Origin of the sequence: Streptomyces sp. NBC_01276, from assembly GCF_041435355.1 — a bacterium.
Taxonomy (GTDB): domain Bacteria; phylum Actinomycetota; class Actinomycetes; order Streptomycetales; family Streptomycetaceae; genus Streptomyces.
In genome coordinates, this window is record NZ_CP108444.1 from 25,270 (window position 1) to 48,670 (window position 23,401).

General features: G+C 74.8%; 15 protein-coding genes. 8 read left to right on the forward strand and 7 right to left on the reverse strand.

The window, feature by feature from the left end; translation table 11 throughout:
- Positions 1-159: 159 nt before the first annotated feature.
- The 3 genes from OG295_RS40205 (at position 160) to OG295_RS40215 (ending at position 6,549) form a co-directional block, all read left to right on the forward strand.
- Positions 160-4,104: a beta-ketoacyl synthase N-terminal-like domain-containing protein gene (locus OG295_RS40205; protein ID WP_331733010.1), complete on the forward strand. Its 3,945-nt coding sequence runs from the start codon at positions 160-162 to the stop codon at positions 4,102-4,104.
- Between the two features lie 240 nt (positions 4,105-4,344).
- Positions 4,345-4,989 (forward strand): TetR/AcrR family transcriptional regulator, encoded by a 645-nt coding sequence (locus tag OG295_RS40210; RefSeq protein WP_331733012.1) that lies wholly within the window; start codon positions 4,345-4,347, stop codon positions 4,987-4,989.
- Positions 4,990-5,148: 159 nt separating this feature from the next.
- Positions 5,149-6,549: an oxygenase MpaB family protein gene (locus tag OG295_RS40215; protein ID WP_331733013.1), complete on the forward strand. Its 1,401-nt coding sequence runs from the start codon at positions 5,149-5,151 to the stop codon at positions 6,547-6,549.
- Between the two features lie 266 nt (positions 6,550-6,815).
- Here the strand turns inward: OG295_RS40215 and OG295_RS40220 are convergent, their stop codons facing one another.
- A complete protein-coding gene (locus OG295_RS40220; protein WP_331733014.1) occupies positions 6,816-7,682 on the reverse strand; it encodes a hypothetical protein in 867 nt (288 codons plus the stop codon).
- A gap of 374 nt (positions 7,683-8,056) precedes the next feature.
- Here OG295_RS40220 and OG295_RS40225 point away from each other — a divergent pair, with 374 nt between their 5' ends.
- The gene (locus OG295_RS40225) at positions 8,057-8,788 is read left to right on the forward strand and encodes a hypothetical protein (protein WP_331733015.1); all 732 of its coding nucleotides are present in this window, start codon (positions 8,057-8,059) and stop codon (positions 8,786-8,788) included.
- A gap of 92 nt (positions 8,789-8,880) precedes the next feature.
- Here the strand turns inward: OG295_RS40225 and OG295_RS40230 are convergent, their stop codons facing one another.
- From OG295_RS40230 to OG295_RS40240, 3 genes are all read right to left on the reverse strand, one after another.
- Positions 8,881-9,465, reverse strand: coding sequence for a hypothetical protein (locus OG295_RS40230; protein ID WP_331733016.1), 585 nt, complete (start codon positions 9,463-9,465; stop codon positions 8,881-8,883).
- Positions 9,466-9,667: 202 nt separating this feature from the next.
- Positions 9,668-10,333 carry a hypothetical protein gene (locus tag OG295_RS40235; RefSeq protein ID WP_331733017.1) on the reverse strand — a complete coding sequence of 222 codons (666 nt, stop codon included), beginning with the start codon at positions 10,331-10,333 and terminating at the stop codon, positions 9,668-9,670.
- Between the two features lie 134 nt (positions 10,334-10,467).
- The gene (locus OG295_RS40240) at positions 10,468-13,566 is read right to left on the reverse strand and encodes a BTAD domain-containing putative transcriptional regulator (protein ID WP_331733018.1); all 3,099 of its coding nucleotides are present in this window, start codon (positions 13,564-13,566) and stop codon (positions 10,468-10,470) included.
- 184 nt (positions 13,567-13,750) lie between these two features.
- Between OG295_RS40240 and OG295_RS40245 the strand changes: the two genes are divergently transcribed.
- From OG295_RS40245 to OG295_RS40255, 3 genes are all read left to right on the forward strand, one after another.
- The gene (locus tag OG295_RS40245) at positions 13,751-14,869 is read left to right on the forward strand and encodes an alkene reductase (RefSeq protein WP_331733019.1); all 1,119 of its coding nucleotides are present in this window, start codon (positions 13,751-13,753) and stop codon (positions 14,867-14,869) included.
- 155 nt (positions 14,870-15,024) lie between these two features.
- Positions 15,025-15,390 (forward strand): hypothetical protein, encoded by a 366-nt coding sequence (locus OG295_RS40250; protein ID WP_331733020.1) that lies wholly within the window; start codon positions 15,025-15,027, stop codon positions 15,388-15,390.
- On the forward strand, positions 15,387-16,046 hold the full coding sequence (locus OG295_RS40255; protein ID WP_331733021.1) for a nucleotidyl transferase AbiEii/AbiGii toxin family protein: 660 nt from the start codon (positions 15,387-15,389) through the stop codon (positions 16,044-16,046). The genes OG295_RS40250 and OG295_RS40255 overlap by 4 nt, the downstream gene beginning before the upstream one ends.
- A gap of 2 nt (positions 16,047-16,048) precedes the next feature.
- Here OG295_RS40255 and OG295_RS40260 read toward each other — a convergent pair whose 3' ends face one another.
- Positions 16,049-17,500: an amidase gene (locus tag OG295_RS40260; protein WP_331733022.1), complete on the reverse strand. Its 1,452-nt coding sequence runs from the start codon at positions 17,498-17,500 to the stop codon at positions 16,049-16,051.
- Positions 17,501-17,664: 164 nt separating this feature from the next.
- On the opposite strand from OG295_RS40260, the gene OG295_RS40265 reads away from it, so the two are divergent.
- On the forward strand, positions 17,665-18,297 hold the full coding sequence (locus OG295_RS40265) for a helix-turn-helix domain-containing protein (RefSeq protein ID WP_331733023.1): 633 nt from the start codon (positions 17,665-17,667) through the stop codon (positions 18,295-18,297).
- A 48-nt stretch (positions 18,298-18,345) separates the two neighbouring features.
- On the opposite strand, the gene OG295_RS40270 is transcribed toward OG295_RS40265, so the two are convergent.
- The gene (locus OG295_RS40270; protein WP_331733024.1) at positions 18,346-21,303 is read right to left on the reverse strand and encodes a BTAD domain-containing putative transcriptional regulator; all 2,958 of its coding nucleotides are present in this window, start codon (positions 21,301-21,303) and stop codon (positions 18,346-18,348) included.
- A gap of 412 nt (positions 21,304-21,715) precedes the next feature.
- Complete coding sequence (locus OG295_RS40275) at positions 21,716-23,392, reverse strand: BTAD domain-containing putative transcriptional regulator (RefSeq protein ID WP_331733025.1); 1,677 nt, start codon at positions 23,390-23,392, stop codon at positions 21,716-21,718.
- Positions 23,393-23,401 lie beyond the last annotated feature (9 nt).

Genomic DNA, 23,401 nt, shown 5'->3' on the forward strand with positions numbered 1-23,401 from the left:
TGCCCGGGTGGAATCGACAGCACCCTTCAAGCCAAAGGTTAACTTTCAGCCCATCATTGTCCTGGGGTCCAGATTTGAACTACGATCTCGCCGCGGCGCTGCCGGGGGGCAGCGCCCTGACGCGGTCTCACCGCGTCACCGCAGACAGGGGGGGTTCTCATGCGTGCACGCACCGGGGAGACAGCGATCGCGGTGGTCGGGATGGGGTGCAGATTTCCGCAGGCCCGCGGCATAGAGGAGTTCTGGGACAACCTGATCGCGAACAGGGACTGCATCACCCCCGTCCCGCCCGAGCGCTTCGACATCACGCCCTACGTCGCCGAGCGGTCCGGTACCCCGGGCCGCACCGTCAGCCGTTACGGCGGCTTCCTGGACGACCCCTTCCTCTTCGACGCCGGTTTCTTCGGGATCTCGCCGGCGGAGGCCGCCAGTGTCGACCCGCAGCACCGGCTGCTGCTTCCGGTGGTCCGCGAAGCGCTCGAAGACGCCGGCATACGCCCGTCCACGCTGGCCGGATCCGCCACCGGCGTGTACATCGGACAGGCCACAGCGGACTACGGCCGCCACAGCACCGCCGACGGCAACAGCCTGCGCGAGGCAGCCGGCAGCTACTTCCGGGCCATGGCCTCGGGACGCCTGTCCTACGACCTGGACCTGCGCGGGCCCAGCATGATGGTCGACACGGCCTGCTCGTCGTCCCTGGTCGCCGTGCACATGGCCCGCCAGAGCCTGCTGAGCGGCGAGACGGACCTGGCCATCGCGGGCGGAGTCAACATCATCCTCTCGCCCCTGGACGCCATCGCCTTCTCCCAGGCGGCCATGCTGTCACCCGACGGCCGGTGCAAGTTCGGGGACACCGGCGCGGACGGCTTCGTCCGCAGCGAGGGCATCGGCGTCGTCGTCCTCAGCCGTCTCGAAGACGCCGAGCGGGCCGGCCACCCCGTACTCGCCCTGCTGCCCGGCAGTGCCGTGACCAACGACGGCCGCAGCAGCGGATCGCTGATCAAGCCGGCGGTCGCGGGCCAGGACGACATGGTCCGAAGGGCGTGGCGGAACGCGGGCATCGAGCCCTCCGACCTCGACTACGTGGAGGCCCACGGCACGGGCACGCCGGTGGGCGACGCCGTCGAGCTGAAGGTCCTGGCCGCGGCCGCGCGCGAACGGGGGCCGCGACGGGGGCCGCTGAGGTGCGGATCCGTGAAGTCGAACATCGGGCACGCCGAAGCGGCGGCCGGCGTCGCCGGTCTCATCAAGGCCGTCCTCGTCGCCAGGCACGGCATCATCCCCGCCTCCCTGCACCTGACGGATCCCCAGCCCCTGCTCACGGACGAGGCGAACCGGCTCCACCTGGTGACCGGAAACGAGTGCCTGAAGACCGACGGCCGCAGTGCCGTCGTGGGCGTCAGCTCCTTCGGCCTGTCCGGAACCAACGCACACGTCGTGGTCACCGAGCCCGAACGCTCGCCCCTGCGGCCCGAACACGGCCCCACGGAACTGCCCGAGGGCAGGCCCGCCCATCTGCTCGTGCTCAGCGCCCGCTCCGAGCAGGCCCTGCGCCGGCTCGCCGGGGCCTGGGCCGACCACCTCTCCCCCGGCGGGGCCGGCAGCGCGCTGCCGCTGTGGGACCTGTGCGCCACAGCCGCGCTGCACCGCGACGCCCATCCCTTCCGGCTGTGGGCGACCGGCGCCGATCACGCCGAACTGGCCGCCGCACTGGGCGACGTGGCCGCCGGGCGGGCCACAGAGCGAGCCGGTACCGGTGACGCCGGCTTCGGCACGGACAAGCGCACCGTCTTCGTCTTCCCCGGGCAGGGTTCGCAGTGGCCGGGAATGGGCCGGTCGCTCATGGCCACCACACCCGCCTTCGCACGCGCGTTCCAGGAGTGCGCCGAGGCCGCGCGCCACGAGACGGGCCGCTCGGTGGGCGAGTTACCCGCCCCGGCGACCCGGGAGTCTCCCGATGACGTCGCCTCGGTCCAGCCCGCGCTGTGGGCCATGGAGGTGGCCCTGGCCGCCGCCTGGCGTGACATGGGGGTCGAGCCCGAGGTGTGCATCGGGCACAGCATGGGCGAGAGCGCGGCCGCCGCCGTCACCGGCGCGCTCAGCGTCGCCGACGCCGCGGCCGTCATCTGCCGCCGCAGCGCGCTGATGCAGAGCACCGCGGGACAGGGCGCGATGCTGTCGGTCGACCTGTCGCCCGAGCAGGCCGCGGACGTCGCGGCCCAAGAGGGCGGCGTCTGCGTCGCCGCCGAGAACTCCCCCACCTCGACCGTGCTCGCCGGGGACGCCGCCGCCCTGGAGCGCATCGGGCGCCGACTGGAGCGGGAGGGTGTCTTCCACCGTTCGGTACGGGTGAACGTGGCCTCCCACTCCCCGGTCATGGACCAGCTGCGCGACGACCTGCTCGCGCGGCTGGCCGGCATAGCACCCCGCGAGGGCCAGGTCCCGCTGCACTCCACCGTCCGCGAATCCATGCTGACGGGGGCGGAACTCGACGCCGCGTACTGGATGGACAACCTGAGGAGCCCGGTCCGCTTCCTCGGCAGCATCCGCCGGCTGGTCAAGGAGGCCGACAGCGTCTTCGTCGAGATGAGCCCGCACCCCCTGCTGCTGACGGCAATCGAGGACACCGCTCTGGAGGCCGGCGGAGCGTCGGCCGTCGTCGCCTCCACGACACGGCGTTCCGCCGACGAGGCGCTGACGCTCGCCCGGTCGCTCGGCGCCTTCTTCGCCGTCGGAGGCCGGGTCGACTGGGAGCGCTGGTTCGGGGGAACGGCCCGTCAGGTGAAACTGCCCGCCTACCCCTGGGACGCGGAGGTACTGCGCCGGACGCCGTGCGCCGGCCCCGACCGGCCGACGGGCCGCATCACCCGGATCAGCGCGGACCTGGACGGCGCGGTGGTCGGCTTGCGCGGGCTGGCCCCCGTTCCCCCGACGTTCCAACTGTCCGTGCTGCACGAGGCGGTCGCCGACACCGCCCCCGCCGGCTCCGTCGTGCTGGAAGACGTGAAGGTCGGGGACATGGTCGACGTCCCGGACGACGGGTCCCTCACGCTGGAGGTGGCGACGGGGTCCGGGGCCGGCCCGCTGCACGCGGAGGTCCGGACGACGGGCGACACGCCCCGGACCGGGCTGAGCGCGCGGGTGCGCCTCGACGGCGCGCCGGCTGCGGGGCAGGGCGCGGGACCGGGGGCGGAGGGGCACCTCGCCGACGCTCTCGGTCGCTGCACCACGCACGTGACGCCGCAACGGTTCCTCGCCGCCCTCGCCCGCCGCGGATACGCCCCCGGCCCGGGTCTGCGCACCGTGCGCCACCTGTGGCGTAGGGACGGGGAGGCGGTCGCCCAGCTGCGGCGGCCCGCGACGTCGCCGCACGCGGCCTGGGAAGGCTGCCTGATGGTGCTGCTGGCCGCCGTCCCCGTGTCGCTGCCGGCCGGCAGCACCTACGCCGTGACCTCGTTCGAGCAGGTGCGGTTCCACCACCCGCTCAGTGACGAGGCCTGGGTGCATGCGCGGTTCGCGCCGCGTCGGGCGGGCCGCGAGGCTCGTGCCGAGGTCCTGGTGAGGGACTTGGAGGGAACGGTTCTCGCCGAATTCCGCGGGATCCGACTGCACCGGCTCGAAGGCGTGTCCAGCCGCGCCGGAACATCGCTGGAGAGGGCGCACCGGTCGGCGCAGTGGTTCGGCGACACCGTGCGCATGCCGATGGGGGCGCTCACCCGCGCCGTGGACCGCCTCTCCGCGGCGGGCCGGCACGCCGATCCGGTGCGGCGGTCGGCGCCGGCGGTCGCCGTCGTCGGGCCGTCGCAGGAGGGGACCGCCGCTCCGGCGCCCCCGCGGGCCGCGGTTGCGAACGGCGGGGCGGCAGACACCGGGGAGGTGTTCCTGAACGCGGCGGCCCAGGTGCTGGGCATCCCGCGGGACCGCCTTGACCTGCGCCGCACCCTGCAGGCGTACGGCATCGATTCCGTGACCGCGGCGCAACTGCGAGGGCGCGTACGACGTGAAACGGGGCGGGACATCGCGCTGCTCCGGCTGCTCGGCGAGGACAGTCTCCGGAGTCTGGCCACCGAGGTGGCCGCCGTGCGGTCCGTGCGCGACTGACCCCGGAAACGGGCCGGTGGGAGCGGTGGTGGCCGGACGCCACCGCTCCCGTTCGCTGATTTCGGACGGGGGCGCAAACATGTACTATTGTTCATTCATGGATCTTGGTACAAGTGGATGGGGCGCCCCGTGCGTGCGCCCCGTCGAGCCCTCGGTCGAATGAACCCGTTCCCCGTTCACACCACGGGCGGCGGCAGCCGGGACGGGCCACCCCGCACACCGCGCGCGACAGGAGTACACATGGGAGACACACCGTCCACCACCGCGACGGAACCGCAGGGCCGCCGCGAACGCAACAAACTGCGTGTCAAGAACCGGATCTACGAGGCCGCGCTGGTCCTCTTCACCCAGCAGGGGTACGACCAGACCACGGTCGACGAGATCACCGAGCGGGCCGACGTGGCGCGCGGCACCTTCTTCAACCACTTCCAGCGCAAGGAAGACCTCATCGCCGAATGGGGGCAGGAACGGCGGGCGTTGCTGCGCGAGGGCCTGGAGGCGGGGGGGCTCACCAACTCCGAGGACAAGGCCACCCGCCAGGTCCTGTCCCGGTGCATGACCATCCTCGCCGACATCAGCCTGCGGAACCCGCCCCAGACCAAGGCGATGCTGACCGCCTGGGTGCGCGCCGGGTTCCCGCTCCACGAGCATCCGTACGCGGCCCACATGTTCAGCGAGTTCATCAGGACGGGGCGCGAGCGGGGCGACGTACCGCAGGACGTCGACGCCGAGCTGGCCGGCCACATGCTGCGCGACATCTACCTCGGCACGCTCTACCAGTGGACGCGCGGCCCGGAGGACGAGGCGGACCTGGAGGCCTCCCTGCAGGCCGCCTGTACCGCCGTCCTCGACGGGCTGGTGCCGCGCTGCGCCAGCTTGCGGTGACTTTCCTCCCGCCCGACGCCCGCGACGGGGCGTCGGGCGGGGCGGGCGGGCGTTCGGGGGGACGCCCGTCAGAGTGGAGGCCGGAGTCCGGGCGGGCCGGGCAGGGGGCGGGAGCGTTGTACGGGGTGTCGGTGTCCCCCGTGAGAGAAGGAAGCTCCTGTGACCTCTGTGGCCTTACCCGCTGTCGAGACCCTGCTGCGGCGGACCCTGGGCGAGCGGCGCATCGGGCTCGTGGCATGGCGGTTGCTCGTGTTGCAGATCGCCCATCCCGTCGTCGCCGCGGGCATGGACCGGTACTCCACCTACCGTGCCCACCCCTGGCGGCGGGTCGAGCACACCATGGAGAGCGGCAGCAGGCTGTTCTTCGCCGGGCCCGAGGAACGGCGCCTGGAAGTGGCCCGCCTCCAGCGCACGCACCGGCGCATCCACGGGACCGACGCGGCCGGGCGGGCGTACAGCGCCGAGGATCCCGAGGTCCGCGGCTGGGTGATGGTCACGCTGTACGAGTCCATGACCGCCATGCGCGAACTGTCCGGCGATCCGCTGTCGCCCGCCGAACGCGACGTGCTGTACGCGGAGTTCCTGGACGTGTGTGCCGCCCTCGGGATTCCGGGCGAGGTGCTCCCGGCGGGCGCCGCCGATGTCCCGGCGTACGTCGAGCGCACGGTCCGGGAGGTCCTGGAGTACGGCCCCGAGGTCCACGACCTGCTCCACGGGATGCTCCGCAACGCCCCCGTCCCCCGCCGGCTGGGGCGGCTGGCACCCGCGTGGCCGCTGCTGCGGGTGGTGATCGCCCGCGCACTGGCCGCCCTCACGGTCAGTGATCTGCCGCCGGCCTGGCACGAGAAGTTCGGGACGTCGCGCGGGCCCGGGGGCGCCATGCTGTCGTGGACGCTGCACCACGGACTGCGCCGCGCCATGGCCGTGGCTCCCGACCGGGTGCGCTACCGCCGCCGCTCCGTGAGCGGCGCGCCCACGCGGGTGGTGGTGCCCAGGGCCCGGAGCGGCGGCGACTCCCGTCCGGCCCGGCTGGAGGCGTTCTTCCGCCAGGTGCTGGACCAGACCGGCAACGGGCGGGTGGACTCCGCCGACCTCCAGGCCATGGTGCACACCGTGTGCTGGCGGCTCGAACTGCCCGCCGAGCGGGAGGACGAGGTGTACGCCGCATTCGAGGGCTGGTGGCGGCAGCTCCGGGCGGCGGCCGACGGGGGCGTGGACGGCGACGGCGACGGGGGCGTGGACTGCCGCGAGTTCGTGTCCGCGATGCTGGCCGGGGTGGACCGTGACCCGGCGTACCTGGAGAAAGGCCTCGTCCCGGCGGTGCGGGCGCTGTTCCGGGCCGCCGACGCCGACGGCAGCGGCTGCCTGGGGGCGGACGAGTACCGACTGCTGTTCGGGGGCCCCCGGGTACACCCGGCCGAACTCAACGACGGATTCCGGGAGCTGGACGCGGACGGGGACGGACGGGTCGAGGAGGCGGAGTTCGTCGCCGCGTTCTGTGACTTCTTCACCGCCCGGACCGACAGCGCCGCCGGGGCGGGCCTGCTCGGACGGGCCTGAAGCGCAGCGGCCGGATCCGTGACCGGACGGCGCCGGACGGCGCGCTGTGTGGAACGGACCGCACGCTCGCGGCGCCCGTAGGAGCGTCGATGCCCGCCGGGAGCGGCGTACCGCGCGGGCCCGGATCCGTGCCGCCCGGCACCAGCACCGCTCGGCCGGGGCACACCGGCCCACGCGAGCGCTCGCGCAGTGGGTGGAGCGGGAGGGCACGGACCGGCCGGTACCCCGCGCCCACGGCGAGGAGATCACCGTCTCAGTGGACTCGACTATGCCGCCGTCCCGGAGGCCGGCGATGCGTCCGCCGTCGGCCACGGGCCGGCGGTGGCGCTGTGAGCCGTGGCGGCCCCGGCGGCGGCCCGCGGGGGTGGTGCGGCGCCCGGGACCACCGGCTGCCAGGGCCCCCAGCCACCGCCCGGCGCCGATTGCCGGATCTCCCAGGTGCGGTCCCTGTTCCACTCTCGTGCCGTCACGTGCAGCCTGCCGTCGGGCAGTTGTTCCACGGTACCGGGCTGGCTCAGGCCCACACCGGCGTCCGGCACCTGACCCATGGACTGTTTCGGGCCCCAGCCGGCGCCCGCGTTCTGCTGATGGCGCAGCTCCATCGAGCCGCCGCCGTACGCCCCTGAGGCGAAGGCGTCGATGCTGCCGTCCTGCTCCTTGAACAGCACGACTCCACCGTGGTACGGCGTCGGCGCGAGGCCGAAGCCGTCCACCGCGCTCCAGCCGCCCGCACCGCCGTCATCCTCCACCGTGTGGCAGAAGGAACCGTAAGTGGAGAACAACAGTTCCAGCCTGCCCGCCGAGTTCTCGATCGCCGTCATGGCGTAGCTCTTCGGGCCCACGGTCGCCGCGCTCACCCGCTGCCAGCCCCCGTACGCGCCGCCCGGTCCGTTCTGCTCTCGATGCCAGACGAAGGGCAGCCCTCTGGTCGCAGTGGCGTCGTAGAAGAGCTGGAGCTGCGCGATCCGGCCATCCGCACGCTCGACGGACACCAGAGTGCCCGCCACCGGCGAGCTCGCCAGGCCCGTGGCCCCGGTGTCCGTCGAGCACGCGGCCGAGGCCGCCTGCGCCACCGCCGTGGGAGCCATCGCGACCCCGGTGCACGTCAGCGCCACCGCGACCGTGCCGCGCACCCATGCCCCGGCCCATCCGTCCCGTAAAGCTCTCCGAAGTGATCTCATCGGTCCCCCCGCTCTCCAGACCGGCCCGTGTGGCCGGAGAGAATCCTCCCGACGCAGGGCGGTTCGCACCAGGCCATGAATCCGGCCAGCTCCGCCGACAGGATCGAGCGCCGCGTCCGGGTCGCCCCCGGTCCGCACCCTGAGGAACCCCTGATCCGAGTGGGCCCGGTAGGGCCGACGGAGTCGGTGTGGTGTGCGATGTGTGTGCGCGGACTCGCGTTCTTCGGGGCCTCGGCCGTCGGCCGTCGGCCGATCGCCGACAATCGCGTGGGTGTGGCGGGGCCGTGGCGTCGCGCACCCACATTCCGATCTACGAGGGCAGGGCCATGTCGGGGAACACCAGCGGGCGGGACGTGTGGGGCAGGACGTATCTGGCGCTGCTGCCCTGGACCCGCGTACCCGTGGGTGATCTGCACGCGCGCTGCGCGGAGGCGGTGACCGCGGCGCTCGCCGTGCTGTGGGACGGCTGCGACGACGCGCTTCTCGACGCGCCGGCCGGCGACGAACGGATCCACGCGATCGTTGCCGCTCAGAAGGCGTACGGGCTCGGATGGCGCGACGCGGTGCTCGGCGATGTCACGGCCGATGCCCGGGCCGCCCGGCTGGGCGACGGCCCGGGTGGCCTGTGGGCACCGGCCGAGCGCTGGAACCGTGGCCGGGGGCGGGCGTTCCGGCCCACCCTTCGCGGCAATCTGGAATTCTTCGCGGCGCATCCCTGGGCCGGGGAGTTGGAACGGCTGCGGGCCGTGCGGTGCGCCGTCGAAGCCGCTTCGGCCGATCCCCGCACCACGCTGACCTTGCTCTTCCGGACGGCCTGGACGGACAGGGCCGCCGAACGACGGGGCTGGGATGACGCCGAATGGTGGCAGTACCTGGATGTCGAGGCCCTGGCCGCTTGGGCGGTGGTCGCCCTGGGCCTGCCCGTGGAAGACCCCGCCGGCGCGGGAACGGCCGTCGAGGAAGCGGCCGAGTCGGTGAGTCCGTCCGGCTGGACCTGGACGGGGGCGGGGCTGCCGGACGGATTCCTCGACGCCGCGTTCGCCGCGCTGGACCTGTGACGCCGACCGGGCCCGGCGAGGTCGCGGGCCGTCGGGGACCGGTGCACGGCAGGCTCGGCCGAGGGCGCCCACGGGCGTGTGCCGGCGGCGTTTCATGCCGACGGGCGGTCCTCCCAGGGGCGAACCCGTCCGACGACGCGAGGCCGGTCGTCCTCGGGAGCCCGCAGCGCGGCGAGTACGCCCTCGCTGATCTCCCCGTGGTCGAGCCACCGGGTGTGCGGCCCGGTACCGGTGAATCCGAGGACGACGACGCGGTGGCGCGCGCGGCCGAGGGCTTCGGGCGGCCGGGGTGGCGGCGCGGTGGGGGCCAGGGCTCCGCTGCCGACGACCTCGATCACCGACGCGTCCCGCGCCAGGACGTCGGCGACGGCGGCGTACGCGTGCGGCCGTCCCCGGGCATGAACCCACAGCACGGCCCGCCGGAACGGTCCCGTACGGGCCGCGGTACGGCGGAGCGCCCGCGCGAACCGCGCGGGCTCGGTGTAGTCCGCGCTGACGGGTATCAGCACGCCGCCCGCCGTGCCGTGGCTCCCGAAGACGGCCGGGGCGGGTGGCCTACGGGACACGACGACGGTGGTGTGGCCCTCACGGACCAGCCCGCCGACGACTCCGGCCAGCATCCCCGTACCGCCGACCACCAGCACCGGACTTCGAAGGGTCGGCTCGGTGACATTCATTCGGGCATGCTCTTCAGCTCGGCGGCGGGGTGTGACCGTCGATGCCGTCGAGGATGCTCCTCGACAGGTCCAGCTCGAATTGGATGGCCTTCCGCTTGAACCGTGCGGGGTTCTTGGCGTAGATCTCCCGGCCCCGCTCGGAAGACGTTTCGGCACTTCGGCGGCTCCGGGCCGGTGGGCCGGATGGCCGCCGCGGGCCTGGTCAGCTGCCGGGAACGGCGTCCTTCGGGGAGGTGTGCCAGTTGGTGACGACCGGCTTGTCCACGGTGATGGTGCCGACCGGCAGGGAGACCGGGTCGGGGTCGCCGTCACCGACGGCGACGATGATGCTCTCCAGTTCTTTGCCGCCGTTCGCCTTGGTGGTCTTCGGGTTCACTCCGGCGTAGGCGGCGGTGCTCCCGCTCAGCGTGATCTGCTTGCCGACGGCCTGCTCCGCGGGACCGGCCTGGGTGCCGTCGGAACCGAACGCCACGGTGGGGAGCGCGGCCGGCAGGACGCAGGTGATCCCGGGCTTCGCCTTCGCGGTGATCAGGATGTATCCGCCCGCCTGGGTCTCGGACTTGGTGCTCCAGGCGATGTCGTTCGCGCCGCAGGTCTGCCCGACCGGCTTCGCACCGCCGGTGCCGGTGCCGGTCCCGGTCCCGCCCTTGGTCCCCTTGCCCGTGGTGTCGGACCCCTTGGAGGCGCCCGCGGCCGGTGAGCCGGGCGGAGTGGCCGCGCCGGCGGCCGGCGGGGTGGACGAGGAACCCTGCGCGGCGCCCGCACCGGCGGCCGCGTCCGTGTCCGTGTCCTGGCAGGCCGTCATCAGCAGGGCGCCGCACACGACGGCCGTGGAGACGAGGAAGGCCTTGCGACGGTTGCCGGACATGAAATCCCCTTGGGTGAGCGGTGTACGGAGCCGAGGCGGTATCGGCTTCCCGTGCTGGTTCGATCACTATGAGGGAGCTGTGAGCCACCGGGGTACCGGTGTCTTCGTTCCAGGACAGCGCTGTCGCAGACCGGTTACATGATCGCGAAGACGGGGCGGTCCTCCTCCGGACCCGGGAACCCCGGCTCCGTACCGCCCCGGGTGAAGGCGTCCGCGAAGGCGTCGGGGCCGAGGGCGGCGACGGCCGAGGCGGTGATCCGGTCGACGTCGGCGCGTTCGGCCGCGGGGAGCGGGGCCCCGGCGGTCCGGCGGGCCGCGTCGGCGGCGCCGAGCAGGCGTGCGGCGCCCTCGGGGTCGCCGGAGAGGGCCGCGACGCCGGCCAGGCCTTCCAGGGAGAGGGCCACGGCACGGGCGTCCAGGGAGCGGGCGGCGTCCAGGCCGCTCAGGTGGTGGGTCCGGGCGCGGGCGGCGTCGCCGCGCAGCTCGTGGGTGAAGCCCAGTTCGGCGAGGAGGAGGTGCCGGCCGACCGGGGAGGACGTCTCGTCCTGGAGCCGGGTCAGGTACCGCTCGGCCGCGTCGAGGTCTCCCGAGCGGCGGGCGCCGAGGGCGAGGCCCATCAGGGCGTGGACCTCGCCGAACTTGTTGCCCTGCGCCGCGGCCCGGCTCCGGGCCTGTTCGTGCAGGTCGTGGGCGCGGTCCCAGTCCTGGTCGAGGAGGGCCAGGCGGCCGAGTCCGGACAGGTGCGCGGCCACTTCGCTCTCCATGCCGAGGTCCCGGGCGAGGCGCAGTCCCCCGGTGTGGCGGCGGGCGGCCTCCGGGTGGTCGCCCATGACCTCCGCGCGGGCCGCGAGGGGGACGACGGTCTGCAGCTCGCCCCAGGCGTCGCCCAGTTCCCGGAAGGCGCGGGCGCTGTCCTCAGCGTCCTCCCGGATCGTGGAGAGGACGCCCGTGGCCAGGGCCGTGTGGGCCCTCAGGGCCAGGGAGGCCGCCGTGCCCCAGCGGTCCCCGGCCGCGGTGAAGAGCGCGAGGGCGCGGGCGTTGACCTCCGCGGCGGCGGTCGGGTGGCCCGCGTGGAAGAGGGCGTACGCCGACAGCCACAGGTTCCGGGGGGTGGGATCGGCGGTGGCGGGAGCGGTGTCCGGCACCGGGGCGCTCGCGGTGAGCAGGGTGAAGGAGCGCTGTGCGGAGCCGAGTTCGGGGAGCAGGGCGGTGAGGGTGCGGTGGGCCTCGGTGAGCCGGCCGCGCAGCAGCCACCACCAGGTGAGGGCATCGGCGAGGCGGGTGGCCCGGTCGGTGGTGCCGGCCGCCGCGAGGGCCGCGCGGAGGTTCGCGGCCTCCGCGTCGAGCCGGGCGAGCCACAGACGCTGTTCGGGCCCGCGCAGGCCCGCGTCGGCGGTCTGCGCGAGGGCCAGGTAGTGGCGCAGGTGCCGGTCGCGCAGGGCGTCCCGCTCACCGTGGTGTTCGAGCTGCTCCCCCGCGTACTCCGCCACGGACTGCAGCAGCCGGTAGCGCGGGGGCGTGCCGGCCGGACCGGGTGCCATGGCCACGAGGGAACGGTCGACCAGACGCGTGATCAGGTCCAGCACCTCGTCGCGGGCGACGCCGTCGCCCGGGCAGACGGCTTCGGCGGCGTCGAGCGTGCATCCGTCCCGGTGGACGGAGAGGCGGCGCAGGACGGTTTGTTCCGCCGTGCCCAGCAGCCCCCAGCTCCAGTCGATCACGGCGCGGAGGGTCTGCTGGCGGGCCGGGGCGTCGCGCCGGCCGGAGGTCAGCAGCCGGAAGCGGTCGTTCAGTCGGGTGGCGAGTTCTTCCAGGCCGAGCGCGCGTACCCGCGTCGCCGCCAGTTCCAGGGCCAGAGGCAGGCCGTCCAGGCGGGCGCAGATCTCGGCGACGAGTGCCTGCTGCGCCGGGTCGGGGGCGAAGCCCGGCCCGGCGGCGGTGGCGCGTTCGGTGAAGAGCCGTACGGCGTCGGGTGCCGGGAGCGGCCCGAGGGGGTGGGTGACCTCCCCGGCCACCGTCAGCGGCTCCTGGCTGGTGGCGAGGACGTGCAGGTGCGGTGCGGAGCGCAGCAGGGTGGAGCACAGTTCGGCGGCGGCGTCCACGACGTGCTCGCAGTTGTCGAGGACCAGCAGCAGCGGGCGTTCGCGCAGGGCCGCGGCCAGCCGGTGTACGGCCCGCTCCTCGGCTTCCATGGGGCTCTGGCGCAGGCCGAGGGCGGTGCAGACGGCCTGCGCGAGCGCGTCCGCGTCGCCCGTCGACGAGGCCAGTTCGACGAGGACGACGTCACGCGAGGCGGCCATCCGCTCGGCCGCCGCGAGGGCGAGCCGGGTCTTGCCCACGCCGCCCGGCCCGGTCAGTGTCACCAGCCGGGTGGTGGCGAACAGGTCCGTGAGGGCGGTGAGGGATGCGTGCCGGCCGATCAGCGGGGTCGGGGGTGTCGGGAGGGAGGGAGGTGTGGGGGCTCGTTCGGGGGGCCGGGGCGCGAGGGCGGGGGCGGCGAGGGCGGGGTCCTGGCGGAGGATCGCCGTGTGGAGTGCGGCCAGTTCGGGGCCCGGGTCGGTGCCGAGTTCCTCGGCGAGCCGGTCGCGGAGCGCGGCGTAGGAGGCCAGGGCCTCGCTGGGCCGCCCGGCGCGGTACAGCGCCCGGAGCTGGACGGCGCGCAGCCGCTCCCGTAGGGGGTGGGCGGCGACGAGATCGGTGAGTTCTCCGGTCAGCGCGGTGTGCTCGCCCGTTTCCAGGAGGGCCTCCGCGCGCTCCTCCAGGACGGTCAGCCGCTCCTCGGCGAGCCGGTGGGCGGCCGGGCGGGCGAAGGCGGCGTCCGCGAAATCGGCGTACGCGTCGCCGCGCCACAGGTCGAGCGCCTCGTCGAACAGGCGGACGCAGAGCCGCGGTTCCGCGGTGGCCCGGGCGCGGGCGGCCAGGGCCCGGAAGTGGTGCGCGTCGAGCGCGGACGGGTCCTCGCCGAGGTCCAGGCGGTAACCCGGAGGCTGGTGCAGCACCCGTTCGCGGCCGAGGGTGCGGCGGAGCTGGGAGACCTTCGCCTGGAGGGCGTTGGCCGGGTTGCCCGGGGCGTGCCCGCCCCACAGGTCGTCGATGAGCCGGTCGGCGGAGACGACCCGGCCGTCGTGCACGAGCAGGTCGGCCAGCAGGGCCCGCACCTTGGCCTCGGCCACCCTGACGGGTTCGCCCCCGTCGTCGTGGACCGTCAGCGGACCGAGTACCCCGAACCTCATGTGGATCACCGTACACACCGGCTCCGGCGGACCCGTCAGGCACCGGCGGCGGACCGTCAGCGGACCGTCAGCGGATGCGAAGCGCCGGCCAGCAGAGTTCCTCGTACGAAGTCCGGGGCGCAGCAGCCCGCCCCGGACGCCGGTCCGGAGCCGGCTCCCGGCCCCTTCCCGAACGGAGATCCCGATGTCCTCGCTCTTCGAGAACACCCGCCTCGCCGCCCTCGACCTGCCCAACCGGCTCGTCATGGCGCCGATGACCCGCAACCGCGCCGCCGCCGACGGCACGCCCGGCGAACTGATGGCCACCTACTACGCCCAGCGCGCCTCCGCCGGTCTGATCATCGCGGAAGGCACCACTCCGAACGCCGTGGGGCAGACCTACGCGAACATCCCCGCCCTCCACGACGCCTCGCACGTCGCCGGGTGGCGGCTGGTGACCGGGGCCGTGCGGGAGGCGGGCGGCCGGATGTTCCTCCAGCTCCAGCACGGCGGCCGGGTCGGCCACCCCGACAACAGCGGTCTCACCCCGCTCGCGCCCTCGGCGGTGGCGCTGCCCGACACCGTGCACACCGCCGGTGGCGGCCGGCCGGCGGTGGTGCCGCGCGAGATGACCGTCGGCGAGATCGCCACCACGGTCGCCGACTTCGCCGAGTCCGCCCGCAAGGCGGTGGAGGCGGGCTTCTCCGGGGTCGAGATCCACGGGGCCAACGGCTACCTGCTGCACCAGTTCCTGGGCCGGGGCACCAACCGTCGTACGGACGCCTACGGCGGGACGGTGGGCAACCGGATCCGGTTCCTCCTGAAGGTGGTGGAAGCCGTGGCCGACGCGATCGGCCCCGACCGGGTCGGGGTGCGGATCTCCCCCGGGGTCACCGTCAACGGCATGGCGGAGGGAGACACCGGGGACATCTACCGGGAGCTGGTGCCGGCCCTCGCCCGCCACGGGCTCGCCTATCTGCACGTCGTCTTCGCCGACCCCGACGACGCGCTGTTCCGGGAGATCCGGCGGGCCTGGCCGGGCACGCTGATCGCGAACCCCGTGCTGGGGTGGGGCGGGCCGCTGCCCGAGGACGGGGGCAAGGCCGCTGCCGAGCGGCTGTTGGCCGCCGGTGCCGAACTGATCTCCCTCGGGCGGTCGTTCCTGGCCAACCCCGACCTGGTCGAACGGCTGCGGGCCGGCGCGCCGCTCAACCGGCTCCGCGAGGACGGCACGTTCTACGGTGGCGGGAGCGACGGCTACACCGACTACCCGGTGCACACCGCGGAGACCGACCGGGGCGTCCTCGAACCGGCCGTCGCCTGACCGCCCCGTCGTGCGCGGCGGTCACGGCGAAGCGCCGGCCCTGTTCGATCCGAAGTGGTCGAACACATGCCCGATGCGCCTGTTCGGGGCGCGTCTCCGGCCTGAACGGCGGATCTGCTGTGCCAGTGGCTGGTGCGACGCGGGATACTGGCCGCATGGCTCAGCTGTCCTCCCCCGTCCCACCGGCACTGGCCGGCGAGGTACTGCGCGCCCGGTACGCCGGCCGTCTGCCGGTCTCCCTCCACGACCTGGCGGGTCCCGTCTCCGGCCCGGTCGAGCTGCCGCTCCACGTGGCCTGGTCCGGGCTGCGGACGTACGACCTGGACCGCCCCCGCCAGCGCATGAGCCTGTACCGCACGGTGCTCGCCGAGGGGCAGTACGAGGACCTCGTCGCCTTCCTCGACCGCGATCTGCTCACCGCGCAGTGGCCGGCCCTGCGCACCCTGGTCAGCCGGCACGTCCGGGAGGTGTGGGAGGAACGCTTCCCGCAGCTCGCGGCCGGGACGTCGTCAGCGGCGTGAACCTCAGCGCACTGCACCGCCGGCTCCTGGCCGACGTGATCGCCATCGGCAGCCCCTACCCCCTCGTGATCACCGGCGGGTACGCCGTACAGGCCCACGGGCTCGTCGACCGCCTCAGCCAGGACCTCGACGTCGCCACCGAGAACCCGGCCCCCATGGACGACATCGCCGCGGACCTGGTCCACGAGCTCGGCAAGCGCGGCTGGCGCGTCACCGCCATCGGCGTCGACCCGCTCTCCGCGCGCCTGCTGGTGACCGACCCGGCCGACGGTGCCACGTGCGAGGTCGACGTCCTCAAGGAGAACCTCTGGTCGGCCCCCGAACAGACCGAGTACGGCCCGGTCCTCGCCCTCGACGACGTGATCGGCACCAAGGTCCGCGCGCTGGCCGACCGGGGATTCGTGCGCGACCTCATCGACGTGCACGCCGCGTCCCTCCTGCGCGGCGCCGCCGACCTGGAGCGCCTCGGCAGGCGGCACGGGCGCGACGACTTCCGCCTCGAAGACCTGCGCGACCGGCTGGCCGGCGCCGACTGGTACGACGACGAGGAGTTCCTGGCCTACGGCGTGGAGCCGGCCGGCGTCGCGGAGATCCGCGCGTGGGCCCGGCGCTGGGCCACCGACGTCGGACGGCGCCTCGCCCGCGACACGCGCTGACGTCAGGCGCCGTCGTGACCGCCCGCCCACACGGCGGGGGTCCGCCGCGCCCAGGGCGCGGCCCGTTCCAGCTGTCCGGCGAGGCGGAAGAGGACGTCCTCGCGTCCGTGGCCCGCGGCGAACTGGACACCCACGGGAAGTCCGGTGGCGGGGTCGGTCTCCAGGGGGACGGACATGGCGGGGGTGCCCGCGACGTTGAACGGGGCGGTGAAGGGCGAGCGGTGCAGGAGCTGCCGCAGCCGGCCGAGACCGTCCGCGCCTTCGGCGCCCTCGGCGTACGTGCCCAGGGGGACGGGCAGTTCGGGCAGGGTCGGGGTGAGCAGCAGGTCGTGGTCGGTGAAGTACCGGCCGATCGCGCGCGCGACGCCGTTGCGCATCGCGAGGGCGTCGACGAACTCCGTCCCGCTGACCCGCTGTCCGTAGGTGTAGGCGGCCAGCGTCCAGGGTTCCACGGTGGTGGGGTCGACGGGTCGTGCGGAGGCCGCGGCGAAGCCGTCGATCCAGGTCACCAGGTTGGTGCTCCAGAGGCGGGCGTTGGCCAGGACGAATTCCTCCCAGTCGACGCCGAGGTCGACCCGGACCTCTTCCACCCGGTGCCCCAGGGACTCGGCGAGGCGGGCCGAGCGCAGCGTGGCGTCGACGACCACCGCGTCGACGGCCCGGCCGCCCCAGGGCCGGGTGAGGAGGCCGATCCTGAGGCTGCCCGGGGAGCGGGTGACCTCCTGGGCGTAGGGCCGTTGCGGTCGCCGGGCGGCGTAGGGGTCACCGGCCTCGGGGCCGTGGACGAGGTCCAGCAGCGCGGCGCTGTCGCGTACCGAGCGGCTGAGGGCGCCGTGGACGGCGAGCCCGTTGAAGACCTCGTCCGCGTCGGGGCCCATGGAGATGCGGCCGCGGGTCGGCTTCAGCCCGAACAGGCCGTTGGCGGCGGCGGGGACACGGATGGAGCCCGCCGCGTCGGTGGCGTGCGCGATCGGGACGATGCCCGCGGCGACGGCGGCTCCCGAGCCGCCGCTGGAGCCGCCGGGGCTGCGGGCCGGGTCCCAGGGGTTGCGGGTGGCTCCGTACAGGACGCCTTCCGTGGTGGTGCTGTAGGCGAACTCCGGGGTGGCGGTGCGTCCGAGGGTCACCAGTCCGGCGCGACGGAAGCGGGTCATGAGGGAGGAGTCGGCCGCGGCGGTGTTGCCCGCGGCGATGCGGCTGCCCAGCTCGACCCGCTTGCCGGCCATCGTGACGGCGAGGTCCTTGATCAGGAAGGGGACCCCGGCCAGTGGCGTACTGCCGGGAGCCGGGGCGTCCTCGGCGGGCCAGGTCTCGACGACGGCGTTGATCAGCGGATTCACCGCGTCGGACGCGCGTCGGGCGGTCGCGGCGAGTTCCGCGGCGGTCACTTCCCCGCGGGCGACCAGGCCGGCCAGGCCGACGCCGTCGTGTTCCACGTATTCGGAGAGCTTCATTTTCGTCCGTTCGGGAGGGGCGGAGGGCGGGATCGAGCAGACGGTACCGCTCGGTACTGTGCGATACCGATCGGTATCGCATGGGACTGGGCGGTACCGTAGCATGGGGTGGAGGTGGTGCGACGTGACGCCCCACCGGACCGACGAGGGGCCGGGTGGCGGGCATGGACAGGGCCGGCAGGCAGAGCAGGGTGGCCAAGTTGCCGCCCCGCGAGCGGATCCTCGACGCGGCGGAAGAGCTCTTCTCGCGCGAGGGGATCAGGGCGGTGGGGGTCCAGGCGATCGCCGACCGGGCCGAGACCACCAAGATGGCGCTGTACCGCCATTTCGAGACCAAGGACGCGCTGGTCGAGGAGTGGCTGCGGATCGTCGCGGCCGACTACACGGCCGTGTTCGACCGGCTGGAGGAAGCGCACCCCGACGATCCCCGGGCGCAGGTCCTGGGGATCACCCGGTTCATCGCCGACGGGCTCTCGGAGATCTCCCACCGGGGATGTCCGTTCATCAACTCCGTGGCGGAACTGCCCGACCGCACCCACCCGGCGCGGCGGCTGGTCGAAGCCCACAAGGCCCGCCAGCTGCGCCGGCTCACCGGCCTGTGCGCCCGGGCCGGACTGCCCGATCCGGACGGGGCGGCCGCGGAGATCACCTTCCTGCTCGAAGGGGCCCAGGTCAGCGTCCAGAACGGAAGCGTCGAGCACGCGGGCGAGCGGCTCATGAGGATCGTCGGGGGTGTTCTGGACCGTCACCCGGCCGCAGGGACCGACCCGTCCGCGGAGGGCCGCGCCGCGGAGTGATCCCGGTGGGGTGGGCGGCCCCCTCCGCCCGTGCGTGCCCGCGTCGCCTCACACCGACCGGACGTCGGGGGGCAGGAGCGGGTCGTCGGGGTGTCGGGGCAGGCCGGAGAGGGTGAGGGCGTCGGCGGCCTGGTCGAGGTGGTCCCTGGCGCGCTTGCGGTCGCCGGTGGCCGCCAGGGCGCTGCCCAGGAGCCGCAGGGCCCGGACCTCGGCCGCGTGCCAGCGGAGCCTGCGGGTCGCCTCCACCGCGCGCTCGCCGCACTCCACGGCGTCCGGCAGGCGGTTCCCGGCCAGTTGGGCGGCCGTTTCCGACACCAGGTTCATCGCCTCCATCGTGGGAGAGCCGGACCGCGCTCCCAGTTCGGCGCCCTGCCGGTGCCGGTCGACGGCCTCGTCGGTGCGGCCCTGGTGGCGGGCGGTGCGGCCCAGGTTGTAGAGGGCGTACGCCTGGCCGCCCCGGTCCCCCGCGTCGACGGCGGACGCGAGGGTGGTCCGGCTGATCTCGGCGGCCTCGTCGGGCCGGCTGAGGCTCAGCAGTGTGTTGACGCTGCTCGCGCGGGCGTTGCGGCAGGCCCAGTCGCTCCCGTACGCCTCGGCGGCGGTCACGGCCTCCCGGTGCAGGACGTCGGCCTGGTGCCATTGCGCCCGGTACTGGCAGACGTGGGCCCGGCGGTTGAGGATCCCGGTGTGCACCGCGTCGTCCCCCACCGCCCGCGCCGCGTGTTCGGCGGCGTCCAGGATCCGGTCCGCCTCGTCCACCCGCCCCAGGTGGGCCAGTGCGCTGCCGAGCACGTGGCCGGCGCGGCCCGCGGCACGCAGGTGGCCCTGGTCCCGGGCGGTCCGCAGGATCCCGCGGAGCGGTTCGAGGGACTCGGCCCACAGGTACGAGCCCTCCAGGAGCGGTTCGACGGCGAGCGCGAGGTCGGCGGCCACGGCGACGGCCGACGGCACGGCTTCGAGGATCTGCGCGGCGACGGCGAGCGCGCCGTCGTGCTCGGGGTCGACCAGCCGTCGGCGGCTGTCGGGGCGGCCGGGGCAGGGGTCCGGGGGGAGCAGGCCGAGGACGCGGTGGCCCGGACGCTCGGCGGCGTGCACGGCACGGGCCTCGGCGAGCAGGTGGTCGAGGAAGCGGGTGATGGCCACCGCCTGCTCCTCGGGGCGGTCGTCCTCGCGGGAGCGCTCGGCCGCGAACATCCGCAGCAGGGGGTACTGGCGGTAGACCCCGGGACAGGGGGATTCCAGCAGGCCCAGACCGGTCAGCCGTTCCAGGAACTGCCCGGCGCGCGCCGGTGAGAGCCCGCCGAGGGCGGCCGCCCCCGCGATGTCCGTGGCGCCCCGGCGGGGGAGCGCCAGCAGCCGGAACAGCCGGGCCTCCTCGTCGTCGAGCAGGTCGTAGCTGGGCCGGATGCACGCGGTGACGCCGTCCTGCGATCCGGCCGGGGCGGGGAACACGGAGAACGGGGGCAGGGCGGGGAAGGCGGGGTGGGTGCCGTCGAGCAGCCGGACGAAGTCGGACAACGACCACGAGGGCCGTGCCGCGAGCCGCGCGCCGGCGAGGCGCAGGGCCAGGGGCAGTCCGCCGCACCGCTCGGCCAGGGCCGACGCCTGTCCGGGGTCGGCGGCGATCCGCTGCCGGCCCGCGACGTCGCCGAGCACGGCCAGCGCCTCGGGGACGGCCAGGGGCTCCAGGCGCACGCGGCGGGCGGTCTGCAGCCCGTCCAGCGCGGCGCGGGCCGTGACGAGCACCGCGCAGGTCGCCGAGCCCGGGAGCAGTGCCTCGACCTGGGCGGTGTCCCGGGCGTCGTCCAGGACCAGCAGGATCCGCCGGTCGGCCACGGTGGTGCGGAAGAGCGCGGCCCGCTCGTGCGGGCCGTCCGGGATCCGCTGCTCTCGCGTCCCGAGCGCCTGGAGGAAGCCGGCCAGTACGGCGGCGGGGTCGGCGGGGTCCCCCGAGGTACCGCGCAGGCTCGCGTACAGCTGCCCGTCCGGGTAGTGGTCGCGCAGTCGTTGGGCGACGTGGACGGTGAGCGCGCTCTTGCCGACTCCCGCGGTGCCGGTGACCGTGGCGATGGCGGGAGCGAGGGGTTGCGGCGTCGTCAGGGTGTCGATGAGCTCCCGTACCGCCTCGGTGCGGCCGACGAGATGGTCCGGGGGGAAGGGGAGCTGGGCAGGTCTGGGGAGGTCGGCGCCCGCGCCGTCCGGGCGGACGGGGGGCTCGTGGGGTGCGGAGGGGCCGTCGGCGGCGGAGGTGTCACCGGCGGCGGAGGGCTCACCGGGTGCGGAGTGTTCGCCGGCGGCGGGCGGTGTGCGGGGGCTCCGGTGGGGGCGGGTGTGCCGCTCGTCCCGCTGGTCCTGGTGGTCCTGCGCCGTCGGGGCGTTGCGGCCGCTGCGGGCCAGCGCGAGCCCGGCGAGTTCCCGCAGCCGGCCGTGGAGGGGGTGTTCCGCGCAGAGCCTGGTCAGTTCGGGGACGAGGCGGGCGTGGCGCCCCAGTCGCAGGTCGAGCTCGATGCGTTCCAGCAGCACCGACAGCCGCAGTTCCGACAGGCGTTCACGGTGGATCGCGGCGTAGGGGCCCGGTAGTCCGGCGAGCGGGGCCCCCCGCCACAGGCCGAGCGCCCGGGCCAGCAGGTCGGCCGCCTCGCCGGTGTCCTGCGCGGCCGCGCGGGCGCGGGCCTTGGCGACCAGCCGGTCGAACACGTCGAGGTCCAGTGTGCCGGGGGCGGTGTGCAGGAGGTATCCCTGGCCGTGCGTCGCGATCCGGGGGCCGAGCGGGCGCCGGAGCCGGTAGACGTGTGACCTGACGGTGCCCACCGCCGTGCGCGGTGGCTCCTCGCCCCAGAGCCCGTCGACGATCTCGTCGAGGTCCACGATGTCGTTGCGCCGCAGGAGGAGCATCGCGAGCAGCGCCCGCTGCTGCGGCGATCCGAGGGGGAGCGGTGCGTCGCCGTGACGGACGTGGACCGCCCCGAGCACGGAGAAGAACGGTTCGCACTCAGTGCTCGTCACGGTGGGCTCCCTCCTGGGGCGGGAGTGTCCGTTCGTCCGTGGGGGCCGGGAGGGTGTGGGGGGCCGGAACCGGTCCGGTGGGGATGTGGGCGGCGATCGTGCGCACGCGTCACCTCCGTTGAAGAGCAGGTGGGGTTGCGATGGCCCGGCGGGCCGGTCGGGGGAACCGGACCGCCGGGCCTGGAACGACCTTGCCAGGCGGTCCGGTGACATGACTGCACTCTCGAAGGATCATGTGAATGCCATGCACCAATAGGAGGCATGGAGTGGGTGGGGGCACCTGTGCCCGGCCGGATCGCGCCGACGGGGGCCACTGGGGGATGTTCCGGGCGGCGGCGCACCCGCGGGCGGGAGGGCGTGACGAATCTCCGGAGCGCGTCACGAAACTCGCGGCGGCGGTCGGCGCCGGTGCTCAGGGCCGGGCCTGCGGGCGGTAGGTGCCCGCGGCGGGAGTGTCCAGTACCCCCGCGTCCACCAGGGCCTCGGCGGTGAGGGCGGCGTCGGTGAGACCGGTGCCCAGCACGGCCGCGAGGTCTCCGACGGACGTCGGGCCGGGTCCGGAGCGGGCGAGCAGGAGGGCGGCGCGCGCCAGTTCGGGCGGCAGGTGCTCCTGGCCCGCAACGGCACCGTCCGGGGCGCGGGTTCCTTCGCCGGGGTCCGTCCGCGCGGCCCGCGGCCGGGCGGCGTCGAGGTCGACGTACGCCGCACCGGGCAGGCCCAGGGCACGGGAGCGGGTGGTGACGAGGACGGCGTTGCCGGGTGCGCCGGGCAGCAGGGGCGTCACCTGTGCGGCGTCCCGGGCACCGTCGAGGACGACCAGGACGCGCCGTACCGCGAGGGCCGACCGGTAGAGCGCGGCCCGCTGCTCCGGATCGTCGGGAACCCTCGCCGCGGGAATCCCGAGGGTGCGCAGGAGGTCCGCCAGGAGGGGGCCGGGGCCGGCCGGGACGGGGGCCCGGGTGTGCGGGGCGTGCGGGGTGACCGGGGTGACCGGGGTGACCGGGGTGCGCAGGTCGACGAAGAGCGGGCCGTCGGGGAAACGGTGGGCGATGGTGTCCGCGATCCGCACGGCCAGGGCCCGCTTGCCCGACCCGGCGGGGCCGGTGAGCACCAGGACGGGGACGGCCGCGCGGCCCGCCGTGCCGGTGAGCACGCGTTCCGCCGCGTCGAGGGCGCGTTCCTCGGCGTGGGCGCGTTCCTCCGCCAGGGCGCGTTCCGCCTCGTCCGCGGGCGTTCCCGCCCCAAGCGGGCGGGCCGGGGCCACGGGCCGGGTCTGGAGGAGCGGCTTGGGCGCGTCGGTGAGCAGGCGGGCGTGGAGGGCCGTCAGTTCCGGGCACGGGGTCACGCCGAGTTCCTCGGCCAGGATCCGGTGCGTGTCGGCGAACACGGTGAAGGCCTCCGCCTGCCGGCCGCAGCCGTGCAGGGCCCGCATGAGCAGGGCCCGCAGTTCCTCGTCGAGCGGGAACTCGGCGGTGAGCGCCGTCAGTTCGGGAATCACGGTGTGGTGCAGGCCGAGGCGCAGGGCGCAGACGATGTGCCGCTTGCGGGCGGTCGTGCGCAGGGCGGCGAGCCGGGTGCGTTCCGCTTCCGCGAACGGGCCGGGTACGCCGGCCAGGGCCTCCCCCGACCACAGGGCCAGGGCGCCGGCCAGCAGGGCGTGTTCGGCGGCGGTGTCGCCGCGTTCGCGGGCCTGCCGGGCGGCCTCGGCCCGCTGCTCGAACCGCCAGGCGTCGACCGATTCCGGCGGGGTGTGCAGCGTGTATCCGTGCTCGTCGCCGCGCAGGATCCGGGCCGGTCCCCGGGCGGTGCGGCCGGGTTCGAGCAGGGTGCGCAGCCCCCACAGGTGGGTGCGCAGGTTCCCGGCCGCGCTGGCCGGGGCGTCGTCCCCCCAGACGGCGGCGACGAGCCCGGCCACCGTGACCGGGCGGCGCCGCCGTAACAGGAGGACGCTCAGGACCGCCTGCCGGCGCGGCGGGCCGGGGCGGACCGCCGGAGCGCCGGGCAGGCCCACCCGGACCGGTCCGAGCAGCCGGAAGAGGGGGGTGTGGTCACCGTCGGGCGCGCCGTCGGCCCCGTCCCCTGCCCGCATCCGGACTCC

Coding starts and splice junctions, on each gene's coding strand:
- OG295_RS40205 (WP_331733010.1), top strand. CDS start 160: ATGCGTGCACGCACCGGGGAGACAGCGATCGCGGTGGTCGGGATGGGG.
- OG295_RS40210 (WP_331733012.1), top strand. CDS start 4,345: ATGGGAGACACACCGTCCACCACCGCGACGGAACCGCAGGGCCGCCGC.
- OG295_RS40225 (WP_331733015.1), top strand. CDS start 8,057: ATGTCGGGGAACACCAGCGGGCGGGACGTGTGGGGCAGGACGTATCTG.
- OG295_RS40230 (WP_331733016.1), bottom strand. CDS start 9,465: ATGAATGTCACCGAGCCGACCCTTCGAAGTCCGGTGCTGGTGGTCGGC.
- OG295_RS40235 (WP_331733017.1), bottom strand. CDS start 10,333: ATGTCCGGCAACCGTCGCAAGGCCTTCCTCGTCTCCACGGCCGTCGTG.
- OG295_RS40240 (WP_331733018.1), bottom strand. CDS start 13,566: ATGAGGTTCGGGGTACTCGGTCCGCTGACGGTCCACGACGACGGGGGC.
- OG295_RS40245 (WP_331733019.1), top strand. CDS start 13,751: ATGTCCTCGCTCTTCGAGAACACCCGCCTCGCCGCCCTCGACCTGCCC.
- OG295_RS40250 (WP_331733020.1), top strand. CDS start 15,025: ATGGCTCAGCTGTCCTCCCCCGTCCCACCGGCACTGGCCGGCGAGGTA.
- OG295_RS40260 (WP_331733022.1), bottom strand. CDS start 17,500: ATGAAGCTCTCCGAATACGTGGAACACGACGGCGTCGGCCTGGCCGGC.
- OG295_RS40265 (WP_331733023.1), top strand. CDS start 17,665: ATGGACAGGGCCGGCAGGCAGAGCAGGGTGGCCAAGTTGCCGCCCCGC.
- OG295_RS40275 (WP_331733025.1), bottom strand. CDS start 23,392: ATGCGGGCAGGGGACGGGGCCGACGGCGCGCCCGACGGTGACCACACC.